General features: G+C 68.2%; 16 protein-coding genes. 10 read left to right on the forward strand and 6 right to left on the reverse strand.

Translation table 11 applies throughout. The features are described 5' to 3' along the window. Nucleotides 1-114: 114 nt before the first annotated feature. The 3 genes from E0H75_RS01565 to E0H75_RS01575 all read left to right on the forward strand — a co-directional run bounded on the left by E0H75_RS01565 (nt 115) and on the right by E0H75_RS01575 (nt 4,159). On the forward strand, nt 115-951 hold the full coding sequence (locus E0H75_RS01565; RefSeq protein WP_131511229.1) for a phytanoyl-CoA dioxygenase family protein: 837 nt from the start codon (nt 115-117) through the stop codon (nt 949-951). Between the two features lie 209 nt (nt 952-1,160). Continuing rightward, nucleotides 1,161-3,473, forward strand: coding sequence for a hypothetical protein (locus tag E0H75_RS01570; protein ID WP_131511230.1), 2,313 nt, complete (start codon nt 1,161-1,163; stop codon nt 3,471-3,473). Nucleotides 3,474-3,535: 62 nt separating this feature from the next. Next, nucleotides 3,536-4,159, forward strand: coding sequence for a class I SAM-dependent methyltransferase (locus tag E0H75_RS01575; RefSeq protein ID WP_165553374.1), 624 nt, complete (start codon nt 3,536-3,538; stop codon nt 4,157-4,159). A gap of 1 nt (nt 4,160) precedes the next feature. Here the strand turns inward: E0H75_RS01575 and E0H75_RS01580 are convergent, their stop codons facing one another. The 3 genes from E0H75_RS01580 to E0H75_RS01590 form a co-directional block, all read right to left on the reverse strand. Then, on the reverse strand, nt 4,161-4,577 hold the full coding sequence (locus E0H75_RS01580; RefSeq protein WP_131511232.1) for a MarR family winged helix-turn-helix transcriptional regulator: 417 nt from the start codon (nt 4,575-4,577) through the stop codon (nt 4,161-4,163). A gap of 62 nt (nt 4,578-4,639) precedes the next feature. Further along, nucleotides 4,640-5,080, reverse strand: a complete 441-nt coding sequence (locus tag E0H75_RS01585) for a hypothetical protein (protein ID WP_131511233.1) — start codon at nt 5,078-5,080, stop codon at nt 4,640-4,642. Between the two features lie 63 nt (nt 5,081-5,143). Next, nucleotides 5,144-5,881 (reverse strand): class I SAM-dependent methyltransferase, encoded by a 738-nt coding sequence (locus E0H75_RS01590; RefSeq protein ID WP_131511234.1) that lies wholly within the window; start codon nt 5,879-5,881, stop codon nt 5,144-5,146. A gap of 96 nt (nt 5,882-5,977) precedes the next feature. On the opposite strand from E0H75_RS01590, the gene E0H75_RS01595 reads away from it, so the two are divergent. Continuing rightward, nucleotides 5,978-6,892: a LysR family transcriptional regulator gene (locus E0H75_RS01595; RefSeq protein WP_131511235.1), complete on the forward strand. Its 915-nt coding sequence runs from the start codon at nt 5,978-5,980 to the stop codon at nt 6,890-6,892. An 80-nt stretch (nt 6,893-6,972) separates the two neighbouring features. Here the strand turns inward: E0H75_RS01595 and acs are convergent, their stop codons facing one another. Beyond that, nucleotides 6,973-8,907 carry an acetate--CoA ligase gene (gene acs, locus E0H75_RS01600; RefSeq protein WP_131512944.1) on the reverse strand — a complete coding sequence of 645 codons (1,935 nt, stop codon included), beginning with the start codon at nt 8,905-8,907 and terminating at the stop codon, nt 6,973-6,975. A gap of 226 nt (nt 8,908-9,133) precedes the next feature. After that, nucleotides 9,134-9,571, reverse strand: a complete 438-nt coding sequence (locus E0H75_RS01605; RefSeq protein ID WP_131511236.1) for a MarR family winged helix-turn-helix transcriptional regulator — start codon at nt 9,569-9,571, stop codon at nt 9,134-9,136. 121 nt (nt 9,572-9,692) lie between these two features. Here E0H75_RS01605 and E0H75_RS01610 point away from each other — a divergent pair, with 121 nt between their 5' ends. Continuing rightward, nucleotides 9,693-10,367, forward strand: a complete 675-nt coding sequence (locus tag E0H75_RS01610; protein WP_131511237.1) for a sugar isomerase domain-containing protein — start codon at nt 9,693-9,695, stop codon at nt 10,365-10,367. Between the two features lie 36 nt (nt 10,368-10,403). Further along, entirely contained in the window at nt 10,404-10,949 is a 546-nt protein-coding gene (locus tag E0H75_RS01615; RefSeq protein WP_165553376.1) for a P-loop nucleotide/nucleoside kinase family protein, read from the forward strand. Here the strand turns inward: E0H75_RS01615 and E0H75_RS01620 are convergent. Further along, complete coding sequence (locus E0H75_RS01620; RefSeq protein WP_131511239.1) at nt 10,934-11,692, reverse strand: GntR family transcriptional regulator; 759 nt, start codon at nt 11,690-11,692, stop codon at nt 10,934-10,936. The two genes, E0H75_RS01615 and E0H75_RS01620, sit on opposite strands and share 16 nt — an antisense overlap. Nucleotides 11,693-11,903: 211 nt before the next feature. On the opposite strand from E0H75_RS01620, the gene E0H75_RS01625 reads away from it, so the two are divergent. From E0H75_RS01625 to E0H75_RS01640, 4 genes are all read left to right on the forward strand, one after another. Continuing rightward, nucleotides 11,904-12,851, forward strand: a complete 948-nt coding sequence (locus E0H75_RS01625) for a glutathione S-transferase family protein (protein ID WP_131511240.1) — start codon at nt 11,904-11,906, stop codon at nt 12,849-12,851. A 92-nt stretch (nt 12,852-12,943) separates the two neighbouring features. Next, the gene (nhaA, locus tag E0H75_RS01630; protein ID WP_131511241.1) at nt 12,944-14,158 is read left to right on the forward strand and encodes a Na+/H+ antiporter NhaA; all 1,215 of its coding nucleotides are present in this window, start codon (nt 12,944-12,946) and stop codon (nt 14,156-14,158) included. Between the two features lie 93 nt (nt 14,159-14,251). After that, nucleotides 14,252-14,695: a phage holin family protein gene (locus E0H75_RS01635; RefSeq protein WP_238162760.1), complete on the forward strand. Its 444-nt coding sequence runs from the start codon at nt 14,252-14,254 to the stop codon at nt 14,693-14,695. 110 nt (nt 14,696-14,805) lie between these two features. Next, nucleotides 14,806-15,600 carry an alpha/beta fold hydrolase gene (locus tag E0H75_RS01640; RefSeq protein WP_238162922.1) on the forward strand — a complete coding sequence of 265 codons (795 nt, stop codon included), beginning with the start codon at nt 14,806-14,808 and terminating at the stop codon, nt 15,598-15,600.

Here is a 15,600-nt window from a genome sequence, read left to right on the forward strand (position 1 = left end):
ACGGCCGCCGGCTTTTTGACGGGTCGCACGAATTTACGCACTCCGGTCTAGCGCAGAGTGGGTCTGTGGGTTAAGGCTGCTCATGTTCCTGTGGGCGGGCTTGAGGAGATGGTGATGGCTGAGCGGGTTTTAATGGATGTGCCGGCGTTCTGGGAGAACGGGTGGCAGATTCTGCGTGGGGTGTACACCCCGGAGGAGGTGCAGAAGTTTCGTGACGGCGCGCAGGCGTCGAGAGGGGTGAGCGGCGAGCTACTCTCGCGGCCGCTGATGAGGCACGCGATCCTGGACGGGAAGATGGTCGAAGTGGCCAGGCAACTGCTTGGTTCCGACGACATCATGTACGCCGGTGACAGTTCCTTCACCATCAATTCCGGCCAGCACGGCTACCACAAGGACAACGCGGACCGCAAGGACGCGAACGCACCGGACTGGCAGGGCCGCTACACGATCCTCAGGTTCGGGATCTACCTGCAGGATCACACCAGGCACACGGGTGGCTTGAACCTGCGGCACAAGTCGCACAACGAACCTGACCTGACCACCGGCAAGACGATCTATGTGAAGACCAGGCCGGGCGATCTGGCGGTGTGGAGTCTGCGCACGACGCACAGCGGCAACGGCAAACTGCTCAGCTTTCCTTGGTGGGTAACGCCCGAACCGCAGAGCCAGGACAAGGAAGGGTGGCCCTGGTACTACCGCGAGGCCAAACCGGATGGCGACCGGATCGCGGTGTTCGTCGCCCTCGGCCTCGACGACGACCATCACGACCGCTATACGACGTACCTGAAGACGCGGAAGTACATGGTCGACATGTGGCACCGATCGAAACTGGATCCGGAGGTCTTCGACCAGGCCGCCAAGATCGGCCTGAAGATCCGCGACATGCACGACGAGGTCGCCGAAGACCCCAACGTGGGCCAGAACGTCGAATGGAAGCCGATCCCGTACTGATCGGAACGGGGCCGGTCCTTATCGACCGGCCCCGACTGGTTCGGCTGATCAGCCGATGGTGAGGGAAGGGCTTCTACACCGCAGGCTCCACATTTCTGGGGGAGCCGACATTCCCCGCCCTGTGATCTATTCCGCGACGAAGGTCTTCAGCACCGGTTAGGCTCCACTACCATGTCCGACCTGATTCCTGTCACCAAGAGACCGTCTTGATGACGGACAGGTCTCGCAGATCTACCCGTCCACCGTTCCTGAGTGCACTCGTCTGGCTACTCCCGGCCGCGACCGGGTACTGGGTAGTTGCAGGCACAGGGGTGACCGACGGCGACATCCTCCGCTACGCGGCCTACTTCTCGGGCTGCGTGGTGCTTCCGGGGGTGTTGCTGCTGCGAGCTTTCGCGCCGGGCCGGCGCACCTGGCCGGAGGACGTGGGCCTCGGCATCGTCGTGGGGCTCTCCTACGAGTTGCCGGGGTGGGCGTTGTTCACGGCCGCTGGGATGCAGCAGTGGTTGGTGGTGTGGCCCGCGGCGGTGCTGGTCGTCTTCGCCGCGGTACCGCGGTTACGACGCTGCTGGCGGGCGCAGGACGCGCCGCGGCTGCCGCTCGCCTGGGGCGCCACGCTGGCGCTGCTCCTCTCGGCGACGTTGCTGCTGTACTACGGCACCACGGTCAGCGCCACGCCGGTCCCCGAGAACGGCGGCGACTACTACCAGGACCTGCTCTGGCACCTAGGGATCGTGCACGAGCTGGGCCGCTCCGTCCCGCCGCAGATCCCGCAGGTGGCGGGCGAGACGATGCAGTACCACTGGTTCGCCGACGCACACCTGGCGTCGGCCGCACAGATCGCCGGAATCGACCCCCGGCTCGTGCTGTTCAGGCTATGGTTCGCCCCGATCATCATCGGGCTCGTCCTCGCGGTGGCCGCACTCGCGCGCCAGGTCAGCGGTGTCTGGTGGACCGCCCCGTTCGCGGTCGCGCTGACGACGGTCGTCCCGCGGGTCGCCATCTGGCAGTACGTCGGCGGCGTCGGGTCCGCACCACTCGTTTTCCTGAGTCCGTCGCAGTCCTTCGGGACGACGGTCAGCGTCGGAGCCGCGGCGCTGCTGCTCGGCGCATTGTACCGCGGTGCCCCGAGACGGTCCTGGGTGATCGTGATGCTGGTCGTCTGCGTATCCGCCGGCTCCAAGCCCACCGCTGCGCCGCTACTGCTCGGCGGGACCGGCCTGGCGGCGTTGTTCCTGCTGGTGCGGAACAGGCGTATCCCCTGGCCGATCCTCGGCTTCGGCGGCGCACTGGTGGGTGTGATGGTGGCGTCGATGCTGACTGTCGCGGGTAGCACCGCAGGTACTCCGCTGCGCTTGTTCGGGGCCTTGCGGGCTTTCCCGGGATATACCGCTCTGACCGGTATCACCGGCCCTCCGGCGCCGGGTGGATGGATCACCGACGGGCTTCTTGACGCTGACCCGCAGACGCTGACCTGGGCGATCGCGATCCTTGTGTCCGTGGTGGTGAGCAGGGCGGTGGTGGCCGTCGCATTCCTTGGTCTCGTACAGCGCCGGACCCGGACCGATCCGGTGCAGTGGTGGCTGGTCGGCACGCTCATCGCCTCGCTGCTCGGATTCGTGGTCGTCGACCATCCGAGTTTTGGCGAGTTCTACTTCCTCGGCGGCGCGCTTCCCTTCGCCGCTGTCGCCGCGGGATACGTGGTCCACGGCGCGGTCACCGGACGCCGCCGCGTGGCCCGCCGGATGATCATCGCAGGTGGCCTGCTGGCCGGTGCGGCGCTGGCACTGGCGATCCGGGCGTTCGGCAACATCGACTCCCGGCCTGTCTCCCCGGCGGGGATCACGCGGGCGGTGAGCGAGCCGATGCTGTGGCTTGCGGCGGCACTCGTGGCCGGGCTGCTCGGCTGGCTTGTCCTCCGCGCCGTCCGTCCGCAGGTGCGTGGCCTCGGCCTGGCGCTGCTGATGTGCGTCGCGGTCGGCCTCGCTCTGCCCAGCCGGCCCTGGTCGGACTGGCGCAACACGGCGGACGGGATCACCGGGGATGGCGGGCAGATCCCGGTCCCCGCGCTTCCGTTGTACACCACGGACGAGATCCAAGCCGCGCTGTGGCTGGAGCGCAACGCTGGACGGTACGACGTGGTCGTGACGAACACCGCCTGCCTGTCGCGACGACGACCTGGTCCGGTCTGCGACGCGCGTGGCTACCTGGTCAGCGGTGTCGGCGGTCACCGGACGCTGATGGAGGGCTGGGCCTACACCCAGCAGTCGCTGGCCAACCAAGGCGAACGGAACGTCGGGTACAGCCTGCTGCCATCGCCCTGGCCCGACCGGGTGGAGCTGACGACGAAGGCACTCACGGCGCCAACGCCTGAGGTGCTGGAGAACCTGCGCCGCGATTACGGCGTCCGCTGGGTCTTCGCGGACACGCGAAAGGGCAGGGTCGCCGAGCGCACTCTCGACCGGCTCGCCGACCGGAGGTTTACCCGAGGGCAAGTCATCGTCTACGAACTCAGGGACTGAGCGAGTGCGTTGATTTCCGTGCCGAGATGCTGAAGCATGATCAATCCCCGAAGGAGATATCCATGGACGGTCTGAAAGGCCTTCTCAGGCATGTGCGCGCCTACGTCCTGCTGCAGCGCATCGTCGGCGCCGACCGCTTGCGATATCGCTGCATCGAGGAGATCCAGCCGGGTGAAACCGTCCTGGACATCGGCTGCGGTCCCGCGTACTACTTCCCGCGTCTGCCCCAGCCGCTGAACTACCACGGGTTCGACACCGATGCGCCGTACATCGACTGGGCCAAGGAGCGCTTCGGCGGTGAGAACGCCAGCTTCCATTGCGGCAACTTCGACGAAGCCGCTGCCCGATCGCTGCCGCCGATCGATGTGGTGCTGCTGCTCGGGCTGCTGCACCACCTGTCGGACGAGCAGTGCACACATCTGCTGAACCTGGCCGCGAGTGTGCTGGGCCCCGGCGGCCGGGTGATCAGCCTCGACACCTGCTTCGAGCCGACCCAGGGCCGGATCTCGCGGTGGATGTCGGCGAACGACCGCGGCGAGTACGTCCGGGAGCCGCCGGCGTTCGAGAAGCTCGCCCTGCAGTCCTTCGGCCAGGTCGAGGGCAAGGTCATCGATGATGCCACCCATGTTCCAGCGAGCTACTGGATGATGAGGATGACTGAGGCGAACCGACTGCAGGCCGAATAAGTCAGAGGTCGTCGGCGATCCGGGCGAGGACGACGCCGGCGCGCAGGACGAGTTCGCTGTCGGCGTCGTCGAGGCGGCGGAGGAGCTTGCCGAGTTCCTCCGCGGCCTGCCGGCCGGAGGCCTCGACCGTCTCGGCGCCCGCCTCGGTGAGCACGACAGCGGTCGCACGGCCGTCGACCGGGTCCGGCTCGCGGCGGACCAGGCCCGCATCCTCGAGGCCGGCGACGGTGGTGGTCGCCGTGGGCTGGGAACAGGGGACGCGGGCGGCGATCTCGCCGATCCGGATCGGTTGCTCGTCGGCGACCAGCATCAGCGCGAGGAACTGGGTCGGGTGCAGGGCCGTAGTGGTACGACTCCGGCGCAGATGCCGGACGATGCGATGCATGGCCACCAGGAGCTGCAGAGTCTCTTGTGCCATCGTGATCGCCTCCTCCGAACGGATGCGTCATCATGGCACACGTCCGAACCGATCTCCACGGATCACAGCTGACTGGCGGCCACCCCGAGCGCGAACGCGGCACCGGTCAGACCGAGCATCGTGCCTGCCAGTACGACGAGTTGCCGCCGCAGCACGACCAGTTCGGTCTCGGTCGAGAACACCCGTCGCGGCCAGTGCCGCCACGAGACGTACCAGAAGATGCCGCTCGCACCGAGCAGCAGAACCCCTTTCACCGCATGGATCCCCCAGTGCTCCGGCCCCAGCGCCAGCCCCACCGCTCCGGTCAGCGCGATCGTCGCGATCAACCCGACCACCTTCCACCGGTTGCCCGAGGCAATCACTGTGGTCAGTGCCTCCCGCCCTTCGTCGTCGGGGCCGAAGTACTTCTTCATCTTCGGCTGCACCACGAACAGCGAGTAGGCCATCCCCCCGACCCAAACCGCCGCCAACCCCGCATGCACGATCGCCACGACGACGGTCATGCCGCACAGCCTAAGCCCACCCGGGGGTCGTCCCTCAACGCCATCGGTCCGACGCAGGCGGCTCTATCGGATGGCCACCGTGACGGCGTTGTTGCCGTAGCGCCAGACGACGTCCGCAGTCTCGAACCCTGCGGCGTGGAGCTCGTCGAGGTGCCAACTCGCGGACCGCATCAAGTCGCCCGACCAATGCGTGAAGAGGCGTTGTCTTTCTGCCCACAGGGACCGGTACTGCGGAAGAGCGTAGGCGCGGCGGTACCAGTCGTCACAGCTCTGCACGCCCGCCGCGAACGCTGTGTCGAGGTGCTGCTGGTGGAGGGCGTCGGCGGCCGCTCGCAGCCGCTCATCGTCGATCAGAACGTGATCGGCGTTGAGGAACACCCCACCCGGGCGGATCAGTCCGGCGACCGCACGGCACACACGAGCGAACGCCGGCGGGCTCAGCCAGTGCAGGGCGGTCGCAGTCAGTACGGCGTCGAAGTCGCCGTCGATCCCAGTCGTCCAGTCGGGGTGGTCCAGGTTCCTGCTCAGCACGTTCACTCGCTCGTCGCCGGCGAACGCGCCCGTGGCCAGGCGCAGCAGCAACGGATCCAGATCCACTGCGACGACTCGTACGGCGGGGAAGCGGTCCAGCACCCTCCGGGTGATCGAGCCAGGCCCGCAGGCGAGGTCGAGGACCCGTTTCGGCGCACCTGTGAGGCGCTCCACGTAGTCGAGCATCACGGCGAAGCGCTGCTCCCTGTCGATCTTGTGCACCGCCTGCTGGTCCTCCCACGTGCGGCGCAGGTCATCGTCGGTCGTCATGCCACCGACAGTGCCGTCGGAGCGCCGGCGCTGTCCAAGACATAGGCTGCATGACGTTATCCGGAATGGTTATCACCGCAGGTCAGGAGCACCACGGTGGACGTCGACCTCAGACTGCTTCGGTACTTCGTCGTACTCGCCGAAGAACTGCACTTCACCCGGGCGGCGCAACGCTTGTACGTCTCGCAGCCGGCGCTCAGCAGCCAGATACGCCGCCTCGAACACCGCCTCGACCTCGTCCTGTTCGATCGCTCATCCGGTGGTGTTCGACTCACACCCGCCGGCGCTGCCTTCGTTCCACACGCCCGCGCCGCGTTGTCCGAGGCTTCCCTCGGGATCGCCGCAGCCGTTGCGGCCGCCGCGACGCCGGCGGAAGGTGACACGCTGCGCATCGACGTCCAGGCCTCCGGCTTGGCCACGCCCCGCATGGTGATCGGCGCATTGCGGGCCGCGTTGCCGAAGGTGGCACTTGACGTGACCAGCTACGGCAGCACATCTCATGCCGAACGGCTACGGTCAGGCGATCTCGACCTCGCCCTGTGCGGCGCCCGCGCGCCTAGCGGGCCAGACATCGCGGAACAGCCTGTCCGTGCCGAGCCGGTCGGCGTCGCACTCCCCGAGACCCACCTGCTTGCAGACAGCGCGGCGGTCGACCTCGGAGACCTCGCCGCCGATCTGCATTATCTGCCCCGCGACGGATTCGCACCCGACTGGAACGACTACGTGCTGACCGCCTGCGCGGCCGCCGGATTCACACCACGCCGTCATCCATCCAGCACCGACGGCACCGACACCGCCCTCGAACTCGTCCGGTCCGGTGAATGCATCGCGCTCAGCCTCGTGTCCACATCCCCGCCACCCGGCTGCGTCATCCGGCCACTCGCCAAACACCCAGCCCCGTACCGATGGGTCCTCCGCTGGCCCGTCCGTACGCCGATGCACCCGCACATCACACAAGCACGCCGAGCGATCAGCAACCTGAGCATGGCCCACAGTTGGCTGAAGGGCTGACACGCGCAGTCGTGACCGGCCACGGCGTAGGCATCAGCCCGTACGACGTTGCGTCGTACGGGCTGATGCCGACAGGAAGGTCAGTCTTCGTCGGATTTGCCGGATTCCAGGTTGGACTTGATCAGGTCCATGACGGTGGAGTCGGCGAGGGTGGTGACGTCGCCTACCTCGCGGTTCTCGGCGACGTCGCGGAGCAGGCGGCGCATGATCTTGCCGGAGCGGGTCTTGGGGAGTTCGGCGACGACCATGATCTGCCGGGGCTTGGCGATCGGGCCGATCTCCTTGGCGACGTGGTTGCGGAGTTCCTGAACGACGTCCGGTCCACCGTCGCCGGCCTCCGAGCGAAGGATCACGAAGGCGGCGATCGCCTGGCCGGTGGTCGGGTCGGACGCGCCGACGACCGCGGCTTCGGCGACCTTCGGGTGCGAGACCAGGGCGGACTCGATCTCGGTGGTGGACAGGCGGTGGCCGGACACGTTCATCACGTCGTCGACCCGGCCGAGCAACCACAGGTCGCCGTCCTCGTCCTTCTTCGCACCGTCGCCGGCGAAGTAGACGCCCGGCCAGCGCGACCAGTACGTCTCGACGAAGCGGTCGTCGTCGCCCCACAGCGTGCGCAGCATGGCCGGCCACGGCTTGGTGATGACCAGGTAGCCGCCGGAGCCGTCCGGCACCGACTTGCCCGCGTCGTCGACGACGTCGACGCTGACGCCCGGGATCGCCTTCATCGCGGCGCCCGGCTTGCCCGCGGTCACGCCCGGCAGCGGCGAGATCATGTGCATGCCGGTCTCGGTCTGCCACCAGGTGTCGACGACCGGCGCCTTGTTGCCGCCGATGTTCTCGCGGTACCAGATGTACGCTTCCGGGTTGATCGGCTCACCGACTGACCCGATCACCCGCAGCGTGGACAGGTCGAACTTCGCGGGGATGTCCGCGCCCCACTTCATGAACGTGCGGATCGCGGTCGGGGCGCAGTACAGGATCGAGACCTTGTACTTCTGGACGATCTCCCACCAGCGGCCCTGGTGCGGGGTGTCCGGGGTGCCTTCGTACAGCACGGACGTGGTCGCGTTCGCGAGGGCGCCGTACACGATGTAGCTGTGGCCGGTGACCCAGCCGATGTCGGCCGCGGTCCAGTACACGTCGGTCTCCGGCTTGAGGTCGAAGACACCCCACTGCGTGTACGACGTACCGACCAGGTAGCCGCCGGTCGTGTGCAGGATGCCCTTCGGCTTGCCCGTGCTGCCGGACGTGTACATCACGTAGAGCGGGTGCTCCGCGTCGAACGCCTCAGGTGTGTGGTCCACAGACTGCTTGCCGACGAAGTCCTCCCACCACAGGTCGCGGTTCTCGACCATGGCGGTGTCCTGGCCGGTCCGCTTCACCACGAGCACATTGCGTACGTCGGGGCAGTCCACCAGCGCGGCGTCCACCGCAGGCTTCAGCGCGGCCGGTGCGCCCCGGCGGTAGCCGCCGTCGGAGGTGATCACGACGCGGGCGTCGCAGTCCAGGATCCGGTCCTTCAGCGCCTCGGCGGAGAAGCCGCCGAAGATGACCGTGTGCGGGGCACCGATCCGGGCGCAGGCGAGCATCGCGACCACGGTCTCGGGGATCATCGGCATGTAGATGGCGACGATGTCGCCGGCCTGGACGTTCAGCTCGAGCAGCGCGTTGGCGGCCTTGCTGACCTCGTCCTTGAGCTCGGCGTAGGTGATCTCCCGGGTGTCGCCGGGCTCACCCTCGAAGTAGTACGCGACCTTGTCGCCGAGGCCGTTCTCGACGTGCCGGTCGACGCAGTTGTACGCCGCGTTCAGCTTGCCGTCGGCGTACCACTTCGCGAACGGCGCGTTGCTCCAGTCCAGCGTCTCGGTCGGCTCGGTGGCCCAGGTCAGGCGCTTGGCCTGCTCGGCCCAGAACCCCTCGAAGTCGGCGGCGGCGCGGTCGTAGGCATCGGCCTTGACGTTCGCGTTGGCGGCCAGGTCCGCGGGCGGCTCGAACATGCGCTCCTCGTGCATCAGGTTCGACAGTGCCTCGGACTGGGGTGACTCTGCATTCGTCACGTCGACGACTCCTCCTCGCTGGCTTCGGCGCGCTGGAGCGCCCGGTTACCTTTCTACCAACCGCACGCCCCGGCGCGGAACCGGTGTATCGCCAAGCAGTCCCCGATCTGCGCCGAACAGGACCAATTCCGGGCCGGACGGCAGCGGATTCCCGGCCGGGCGGTGGGTCATTGGTGGTTGGTCACTGGTGCTGGGACAGGACGCGGGCGAGCAGGGTGGTCAGGCGCTTGCGGTCCGTCGGGGACAGGGCGGCGAAGATCTCGTCCTGGGCCTTCGCGACCAGCGTCGTGAGGCGTTTGTGCTGACGGCGGCCCGAGGCGGTGATGGTGATGATGTTGCGGCGCCCGTCGGCGGGATCCGGGCTGCGCTCGACGTACCCGTCGTCGACCAGTTCGTTGAGGGCGGCAACCACGTCGCTGCGGTCGATCCCGGTGTGCCGGCCGAGCGTGGCCTGACTGGCCGGGCCGAACTCGACCAGCGTCGCGAGCAGGCGGAAGTGGTAGCCGCGGGCCCCGGCCGCCGCGAAGGACTCGGTCACGATCCGCTGCGCGTGCGCCGCGCTCTGGGTCAGCAACCAACTGGGCGTCTGCAACAACACGCTCGGCGTCTGTTCGTCCACAGCCCCGAGTGTATCCGTTGGCCGGTCCTACGATTCCGGTCCAGAGGAGTGCCGGAGAGTTCCGGAAGAGGTCCAGGTGAGTTCCTGGTGGAGCCGTCGGCGGGTGGGTAGGTTCGGCGTCATGGCTGGGGCTGAGGAATACATGGAGACGGCGTTGGACGTCGCGCGGCGAGCGGCGGAGACGCAGGTCGGGGCGATTCGGGTCGCCGCTGGTCTGGTGGTCGAGGCGATGCTCGCGGGCCGGGTGTTCTGGGTCTTCGGGACGGGGCACAGTCACCTGATCGCCGAGGAGGTGTACGGGCGGGCCGGTGGGCTGGCCGACGTTCGGGCGGTGCTCGAGCCTGGGCTGATGCTGCATGAGGGGTTGCAGAAGAGTTCGCTGCTCGAGCGGCTTCCGGGGCTGGCCGACGTGGTGCTGGAGATCAACGAGATCGCCGCCGGTGACGTCGTACTGATCGCGTCGAACTCGGGGCGGAACGCCGTACCGGTGGAGTTCGCGCTCGGAGCACGGAAGCGGGGTGCCCTGGTGATCGCGCTGACTTCGATGGCCCACAGCACGGCAACGACGTCGCGAGCGCCGGGAGGTCAGCGGCTGTTCGAGACCGCGGACGTGGTGATCGACAACTGCGGCGTGCCAGGGGACGCACTGATCGAGGTCGACGGCAGCCCGGAACTGACCGGCGCCACCTCGACGATGGTCGGCGCGATGCTCGTGCAGGCGCTGACCGTGGAAATCGTCACCAAACTCACCGCCGCCGGCGAGACGCCGAACATCCTCCGCAGTCAGAACGTCTAGCAAGCCATGAGCGAGGTCAGGCGGTTTCTCCTTCAGATGTCGGGCGTTCCAGGGTCCGGCAAGTCCACGATCGCGCGACACGTCGGTTCCCGGTACGGCGCGATCGTCGTGGATCTCGATGTCATCAGGAGCGCCGTTCTCGATGGTGGGGTGCCGGCCGAGGACAGTGGCCGGGCCGCCTACCCAGTCATGTACGCGTTGACTCGAAGCCTCTTGGATCAGGGTTTCAGCGTGGTGATCGACAGCCCTTGCCAGTACGACGAAATCATCGCGACGGGCCGGGAGATCGCCCACGAGCGTGGTGTCGCCTACAAGTACGTGGAATGCCGGACGGACGATCTCACCGCGATCGACAATCGGCTCGGGGCCAGAGTCCCGATGCGAAGTCAGCGTCGAGGCGTCAGCGTGCTCCCGGTCGATCTGGGCGGGGCCGACGCCACCGGCGAGCAGGCGTTTCGAGGGTGGCTGCACGCGACGAAGCGACCGGTGGAGGGGTATCTCCAGGTGGAGGCGACGGAGTCGATGGACCTGATCCTCAAAGAGGTCGGGGCCTATCTCGAGCTCGGTCAGGTGGCGCGGTAGGCCACCGTGATGTCGTAGCGGTCCGAGCGGTAGACCGAGCGGCCGAACTCGATCACCTGGTCGTTCGCGGTCCGCGGGGCCGAGGTGATGATGAGGCACGGGGTGGTCGAGTCGATCTCGAGCAGCTGGGCGTCGATCGGGTCCGGTGGGGCCGCGACGATCGACGCGGACACCATCCCGAGCGCGACACCCCAGCGGGACGACAGCTCGCCGTACAGCGACTTCTCGGCGAAGTCGACCTCGTCGAGGCCGGGCCACCGCCGCAACGACAGTGCCGTGCGCTCGACGGCCATCGGCTCGCCGTCCGCGGTCCGCAGCCGGACCAGGTGCAGCACCGGGGTGCCGGCCGGCTCTTCGAGCTCGCGGGCCAGGTCCTCGTCGGCTGCGCCGACGCGATGCTCGAGCACCTTGGCGCCCGGCGTGATGCCGCGGTCGATCATGTCCTGGCTGAACGACGACGCGAGGATCCGGGTCGGCCGCGGCTCGGCAACGAAGGTGCCGCCGCCGGGACGACGGGCGGCCAGTCCTTCGGCCACCACCCGGTCGACTTCCTGGCGCACCGTCATCCGGGCCACGCCGAACCGCTCCGCCAGCACGCGCTCGGACGGCAGCACCGTACCGACGGCGAGCGAGCGGGTGAGCTTCTCCAGAATCTCGCGAATCTGGTCACCCTTCGGGCGATCGGTCCGAAGCTCCGTGGGGAGTTCGGCGAGATCGCCGGGGTTGTTCCGTGGGCGGGCCATGAGGTCAGTATCCCTGGGAATGTGCCCGGCAAACCGGTTGCCGGGGGGCGCGTGCCGCGGTCGTGGTCCTGATCGTTCGAACTGCTCCGGCCGTCCGCGACAGTGCTGTCCCGGACGACCTCGTCAGCCAGACTGTAACGTCAGTTACCGGCTCACGGCCAGTGAGCGTCCGCGGCCGGGCGATTCCTGTGCCGGGGGTAGTTTTACCGTTATGAGCCCCGCACAGTTCGTGAAGGAAAGCTCAGTGCCCGGCGAGTTCACGCGCCAGGGCAACAGATTCACCGGCCGGATCGCTCGCGATTCCACCGCCGGTCCGGGCGAGGGCCCGGACGATCAGGACCGCTGGCCGGTCGAGCCGGGCAGGTACCGGCTGGTGGTCAGCCTGGCGTGTCCGTGGGCACACCGATCCGTGATCGTGCGCAGGCTACTCGGTCTCGAGGATGCGATCAGCCTGGCGATCGTCGACCCGATCCGGGACGAGCGCGGCTGGCGGTTCACCCTCGATCCGGACGGGCGCGATCCGGTACTCGGCATCGAGTTCCTGGCCGATGCATACCGGCGGACCGATCCGACGTACGAGGGTCGGGTGACGGTGCCGACGATCATCGACACGGTGACCGGGCTCGTCGTCACCAACGACTACCCGCAGATCACGCTCGACCTGTCGACCGAGTGGACCGACCACCAGCGCGAAGGTGCGCCGGAGCTGATCCCGGCGGACCGGGCCGAGATGGACGAGCTGATCGAGGACATCTACCGGGACGTGAACAACGGCGTCTACCGCTGCGGCTTCGCGACCACGCAGGAGGCGTACGAGGCGGCGTACGACGCTCTGTTCGCGCGGCTCGACGTACTCGAGCAGCGGCTGGCGGATCGGCCGTACCTGCTCGGCGACACGCTGCGCGAGGTCGACATCCGGCTGTTCACCACGCTGGTCCGCTTCGATGCGGTCTATCACGGTCACTTCAAGGCCAACCGCAACAAGCTGACCGAGTTCGCCAACCTCTGGGTGTACGCCCGACGCCTGTACCAACTCCCGGCCTTCGGCGACACGGTCGACTTCGACCAGATCAAGCGCCACTACTACCTCACCCACGACAACATCAACCCGACCGGCATCGTCCCGAAGGGCCCCGACCCCCGCGTCTGGACCACCTGACCCGGGCGGCGCACGAGGTAGAATCCAGCTTCGGGTGTGCCGGGAAGTCTGGTCGGCGTTCGTCCGAGCGACCCCGAGCGAAGGCCCGATGCATGAGTGAGCCCCCGAGGATCCGGCAGAAGAAGCGCGCGTTCCCCCGCATTCTGGGCCGAGAACGCGCCTTCCTGGCCGACACCCTGCGAGCCGAGACCACCGGTGGTCTGCTCTTGCTCGCCGCAGCGGTGGTCGCGCTGGTGTGGGCGAACTCTCCGTGGCAGGACGCGTACCACCAGGTGCGCGAAACCCAGTTCGGCCCGCTGACCGTGGAGGCCTGGGCATCCGACGGCGCGCTGACCCTGTTCTTCTACCTGGCCGGCGTCGAGCTGAAACGTGAGTTCGTGGTCGGCACTCTCTCGCGGATCAGCGAGGCGGTGGTGCCGGTCGCCGCGGCCCTGGCCGGAATGGTGCTCCCGGCAATCATCTACCTCGCCATCAACCTGACCGCCGAGAACGGCAAGCCGCACGGCTGGGCGGTGCCCACGGCAACGGATATCGCGTTCGCCCTTGCGGTGCTCGCGATCGTCGGATCGTCGCTGCCGAGTGCGCTGCGGGCCTTCCTGCTCACGCTCGCGGTGGTCGACGACTTCGGCGCCATCCTGGTGATCGCCGTGTTCTTCGCGCACGGTTTCCACCCGCTCTGGCTGATCGCCTCGGTCGCCCTGATCGCGGTCTGGTACGTGCTCCAGCGTCGCCGCATCCGCACGCCGTTCCTGTACGTGCCGATCGCGCTCGCGGCCTGGTGGTTCATGCACGAGTCGGGGATCCACGCAACGATCGCCGGCGTCGCACTCGGTCTGGTCACCCGCGTCGTCCCCGATCCAGGTGAGGAGCACGCTCCCGCCGAGCGGATCGAGCACCGGCTCCGGCCGTGGTCCGCGGGTGTCGCCGTACCGCTGTTCGCGTTGTTCGCCGCCGGGGTGACGTTGAGCGGGAACGCCTTGCGCGAGATGCTGACCGACCCGGTCGCGATCGGAGTCGTCGCCGGGCTGGTGGTCGGCAAGGTGATCGGCGTGTTCGGCGGATCATGGATGACCGCACGCTTCACCCGGGCCGAGCTGAACTCCGACCTGTCCTGGCGGGACGTCGGTGCGGTATCGGTGCTGGCCGGCATCGGGTTCACCGTCGCATTGCTGATCGCCCAGCTGGCGTTCGGTGATGACGGCGCCCAGGTCGAGCGGGCCAAGGCCGCGGTTCTGGTCGCCTCGCTGTTGTCCGCCCTCATCGCCGCCGGGTTGCTGTTCCGCCGCAACCGCGCGTACGCCGACTGAGCCGGCCGCCGGACGCATGAGCCAGATGCATGGGGTTGGGTAACGGCGGCGGTAGTGTCGGGGCCACGGACCGGTGGAAGGAGTGCCATGTCGATGGGCCAGAACGGGGACGAGCCCACGGTCGGCCAGCTCGTCGCGAACGCCAGCAAGGACCTGTCCAACCTGGTTCGCAGCGAGATCGAGCTGGCCAAGACCGAGCTGAAGAAGACCGCCGTCAAGGCCGGCACCGGCGCGGGCCTGTTCGCCGGCGCTGCCTTCCTGGCGCTGCTGGCGATCGTCTTGCTGTCCATCGCGTTGGCCTACGCGTTCAACGCGCTCGGCCTGCACCCGGCACTCGCCTTCCTGGTCACCGCCGGGATCTATCTGCTGATCGCCGCCGTCCTCGTGCTGATCGGCAGGCGGGCCCTCAGCAGCGCGAAGGGTCCGGAGCGGGCGATCCAGACGTCGAAGGAGTCGGTCGACGCACTCAAGGCGATCGGCAAGGGCGACGAGGTGAGCCTCCCCACCGCTCCTCCTGAGCCCGGCGGACGGCGCTGAGCCCGGCGGGTGTCGTCGACCTGCTGGTCGACGGGCCTTGGTCGCACTCACTGGTCGCGGCCAACGGAGCACGCTTCCACGTCGCCGAATGCGGAGCGGCCGACGACCCACTGGTCCTTTTCCTGCACGGCTTTCCCGAGTTCTGGTGGGCCTGGCGTCACCAGCTCCCGGTGGTCGCCGCGGCCGGCTACCGCGCCGTCGCGATGGACCTGCGTGGGTACGGCGCCAGCGACAAGACCCCACGCGGTTACGACCCTTACACCGCCGCCGCTGATGTCTCCGGCGTCATCCGTTCGCTCGGCTCCACGGACGCCGTCGTGGTCGGTCACGGCTGGGGCGGCTTCATCGGCTGGTCGGCCGCCGTACTCGCGCCGCATCAGGTCCGGGCGCTGGCCGCGGTCTCGGCACCACACCCGCTCCTGCTGGCCCGGTCCGGTCAGCCGAAGGCGCTGACGCGCACCGCATGGTTCCAGCTGCCGATCCTGCCCGAGCGTCGTCTGCTCGCCCAGGACGGCCTGCACATCGAACAGCTCCTCCGCGCGTGGGCAGCACCTGGCGGCAGCTTCCCCGACGCCGAAGCGTCCCGCCGCTACCGCGCCGCCTTGCAGGTCTGGCCGGCACCGCACTGTGCACTCGAGTACCACCGTTGGTTCGCCCGGTCCCGGCTGCGTCCTGACGGGCGCAAGTACTCGGCCAGGATGGGTACGCCGATCGCCGTACCCGTGCTGCAGATCTACGGGGCACAGGACGCGGCGGTGTCGCCGACGGCGGTCACTCCTCCGCGCCTGATCACGGCACCGCTGCGCCATGAACTGCTCACCCCGTCGGGTCACTTCCCGCACGAGGAAGCGCCGGACCTGTTCAACACCCACCTCGTGGACTGGCTGGCGTCGCTGCCGGCCTAG

This window comes from Kribbella capetownensis, from assembly GCF_004331485.1.
Lineage (GTDB): Bacteria > Actinomycetota > Actinomycetes > Propionibacteriales > Kribbellaceae > Kribbella > Kribbella capetownensis.

Bases quoted from the DNA above. Each gene is read 5' to 3' on its own strand.
- E0H75_RS01565 (WP_131511229.1), top strand. From the start codon at position 115: ATGGCTGAGCGGGTTTTAATGGATGTGCCGGCGTTCTGGGAGAACGGG.
- E0H75_RS01570 (WP_131511230.1), top strand. From the start codon at position 1,161: ATGACGGACAGGTCTCGCAGATCTACCCGTCCACCGTTCCTGAGTGCA.
- E0H75_RS01575 (WP_165553374.1), top strand. From the start codon at position 3,536: ATGGACGGTCTGAAAGGCCTTCTCAGGCATGTGCGCGCCTACGTCCTG.
- E0H75_RS01580 (WP_131511232.1), bottom strand. From the start codon at position 4,577: ATGGCACAAGAGACTCTGCAGCTCCTGGTGGCCATGCATCGCATCGTC.
- E0H75_RS01585 (WP_131511233.1), bottom strand. From the start codon at position 5,080: ATGACCGTCGTCGTGGCGATCGTGCATGCGGGGTTGGCGGCGGTTTGG.
- E0H75_RS01590 (WP_131511234.1), bottom strand. From the start codon at position 5,881: ATGACGACCGACGATGACCTGCGCCGCACGTGGGAGGACCAGCAGGCG.
- acs (WP_131512944.1), bottom strand. From the start codon at position 8,907: ATGCACGAGGAGCGCATGTTCGAGCCGCCCGCGGACCTGGCCGCCAAC.
- E0H75_RS01610 (WP_131511237.1), top strand. From the start codon at position 9,693: ATGGCTGGGGCTGAGGAATACATGGAGACGGCGTTGGACGTCGCGCGG.
- E0H75_RS01615 (WP_165553376.1), top strand. From the start codon at position 10,404: ATGTCGGGCGTTCCAGGGTCCGGCAAGTCCACGATCGCGCGACACGTC.
- E0H75_RS01620 (WP_131511239.1), bottom strand. From the start codon at position 11,692: ATGGCCCGCCCACGGAACAACCCCGGCGATCTCGCCGAACTCCCCACG.
- E0H75_RS01625 (WP_131511240.1), top strand. From the start codon at position 11,904: ATGAGCCCCGCACAGTTCGTGAAGGAAAGCTCAGTGCCCGGCGAGTTC.
- nhaA (WP_131511241.1), top strand. From the start codon at position 12,944: ATGAGTGAGCCCCCGAGGATCCGGCAGAAGAAGCGCGCGTTCCCCCGC.
- E0H75_RS01635 (WP_238162760.1), top strand. From the start codon at position 14,252: ATGGGCCAGAACGGGGACGAGCCCACGGTCGGCCAGCTCGTCGCGAAC.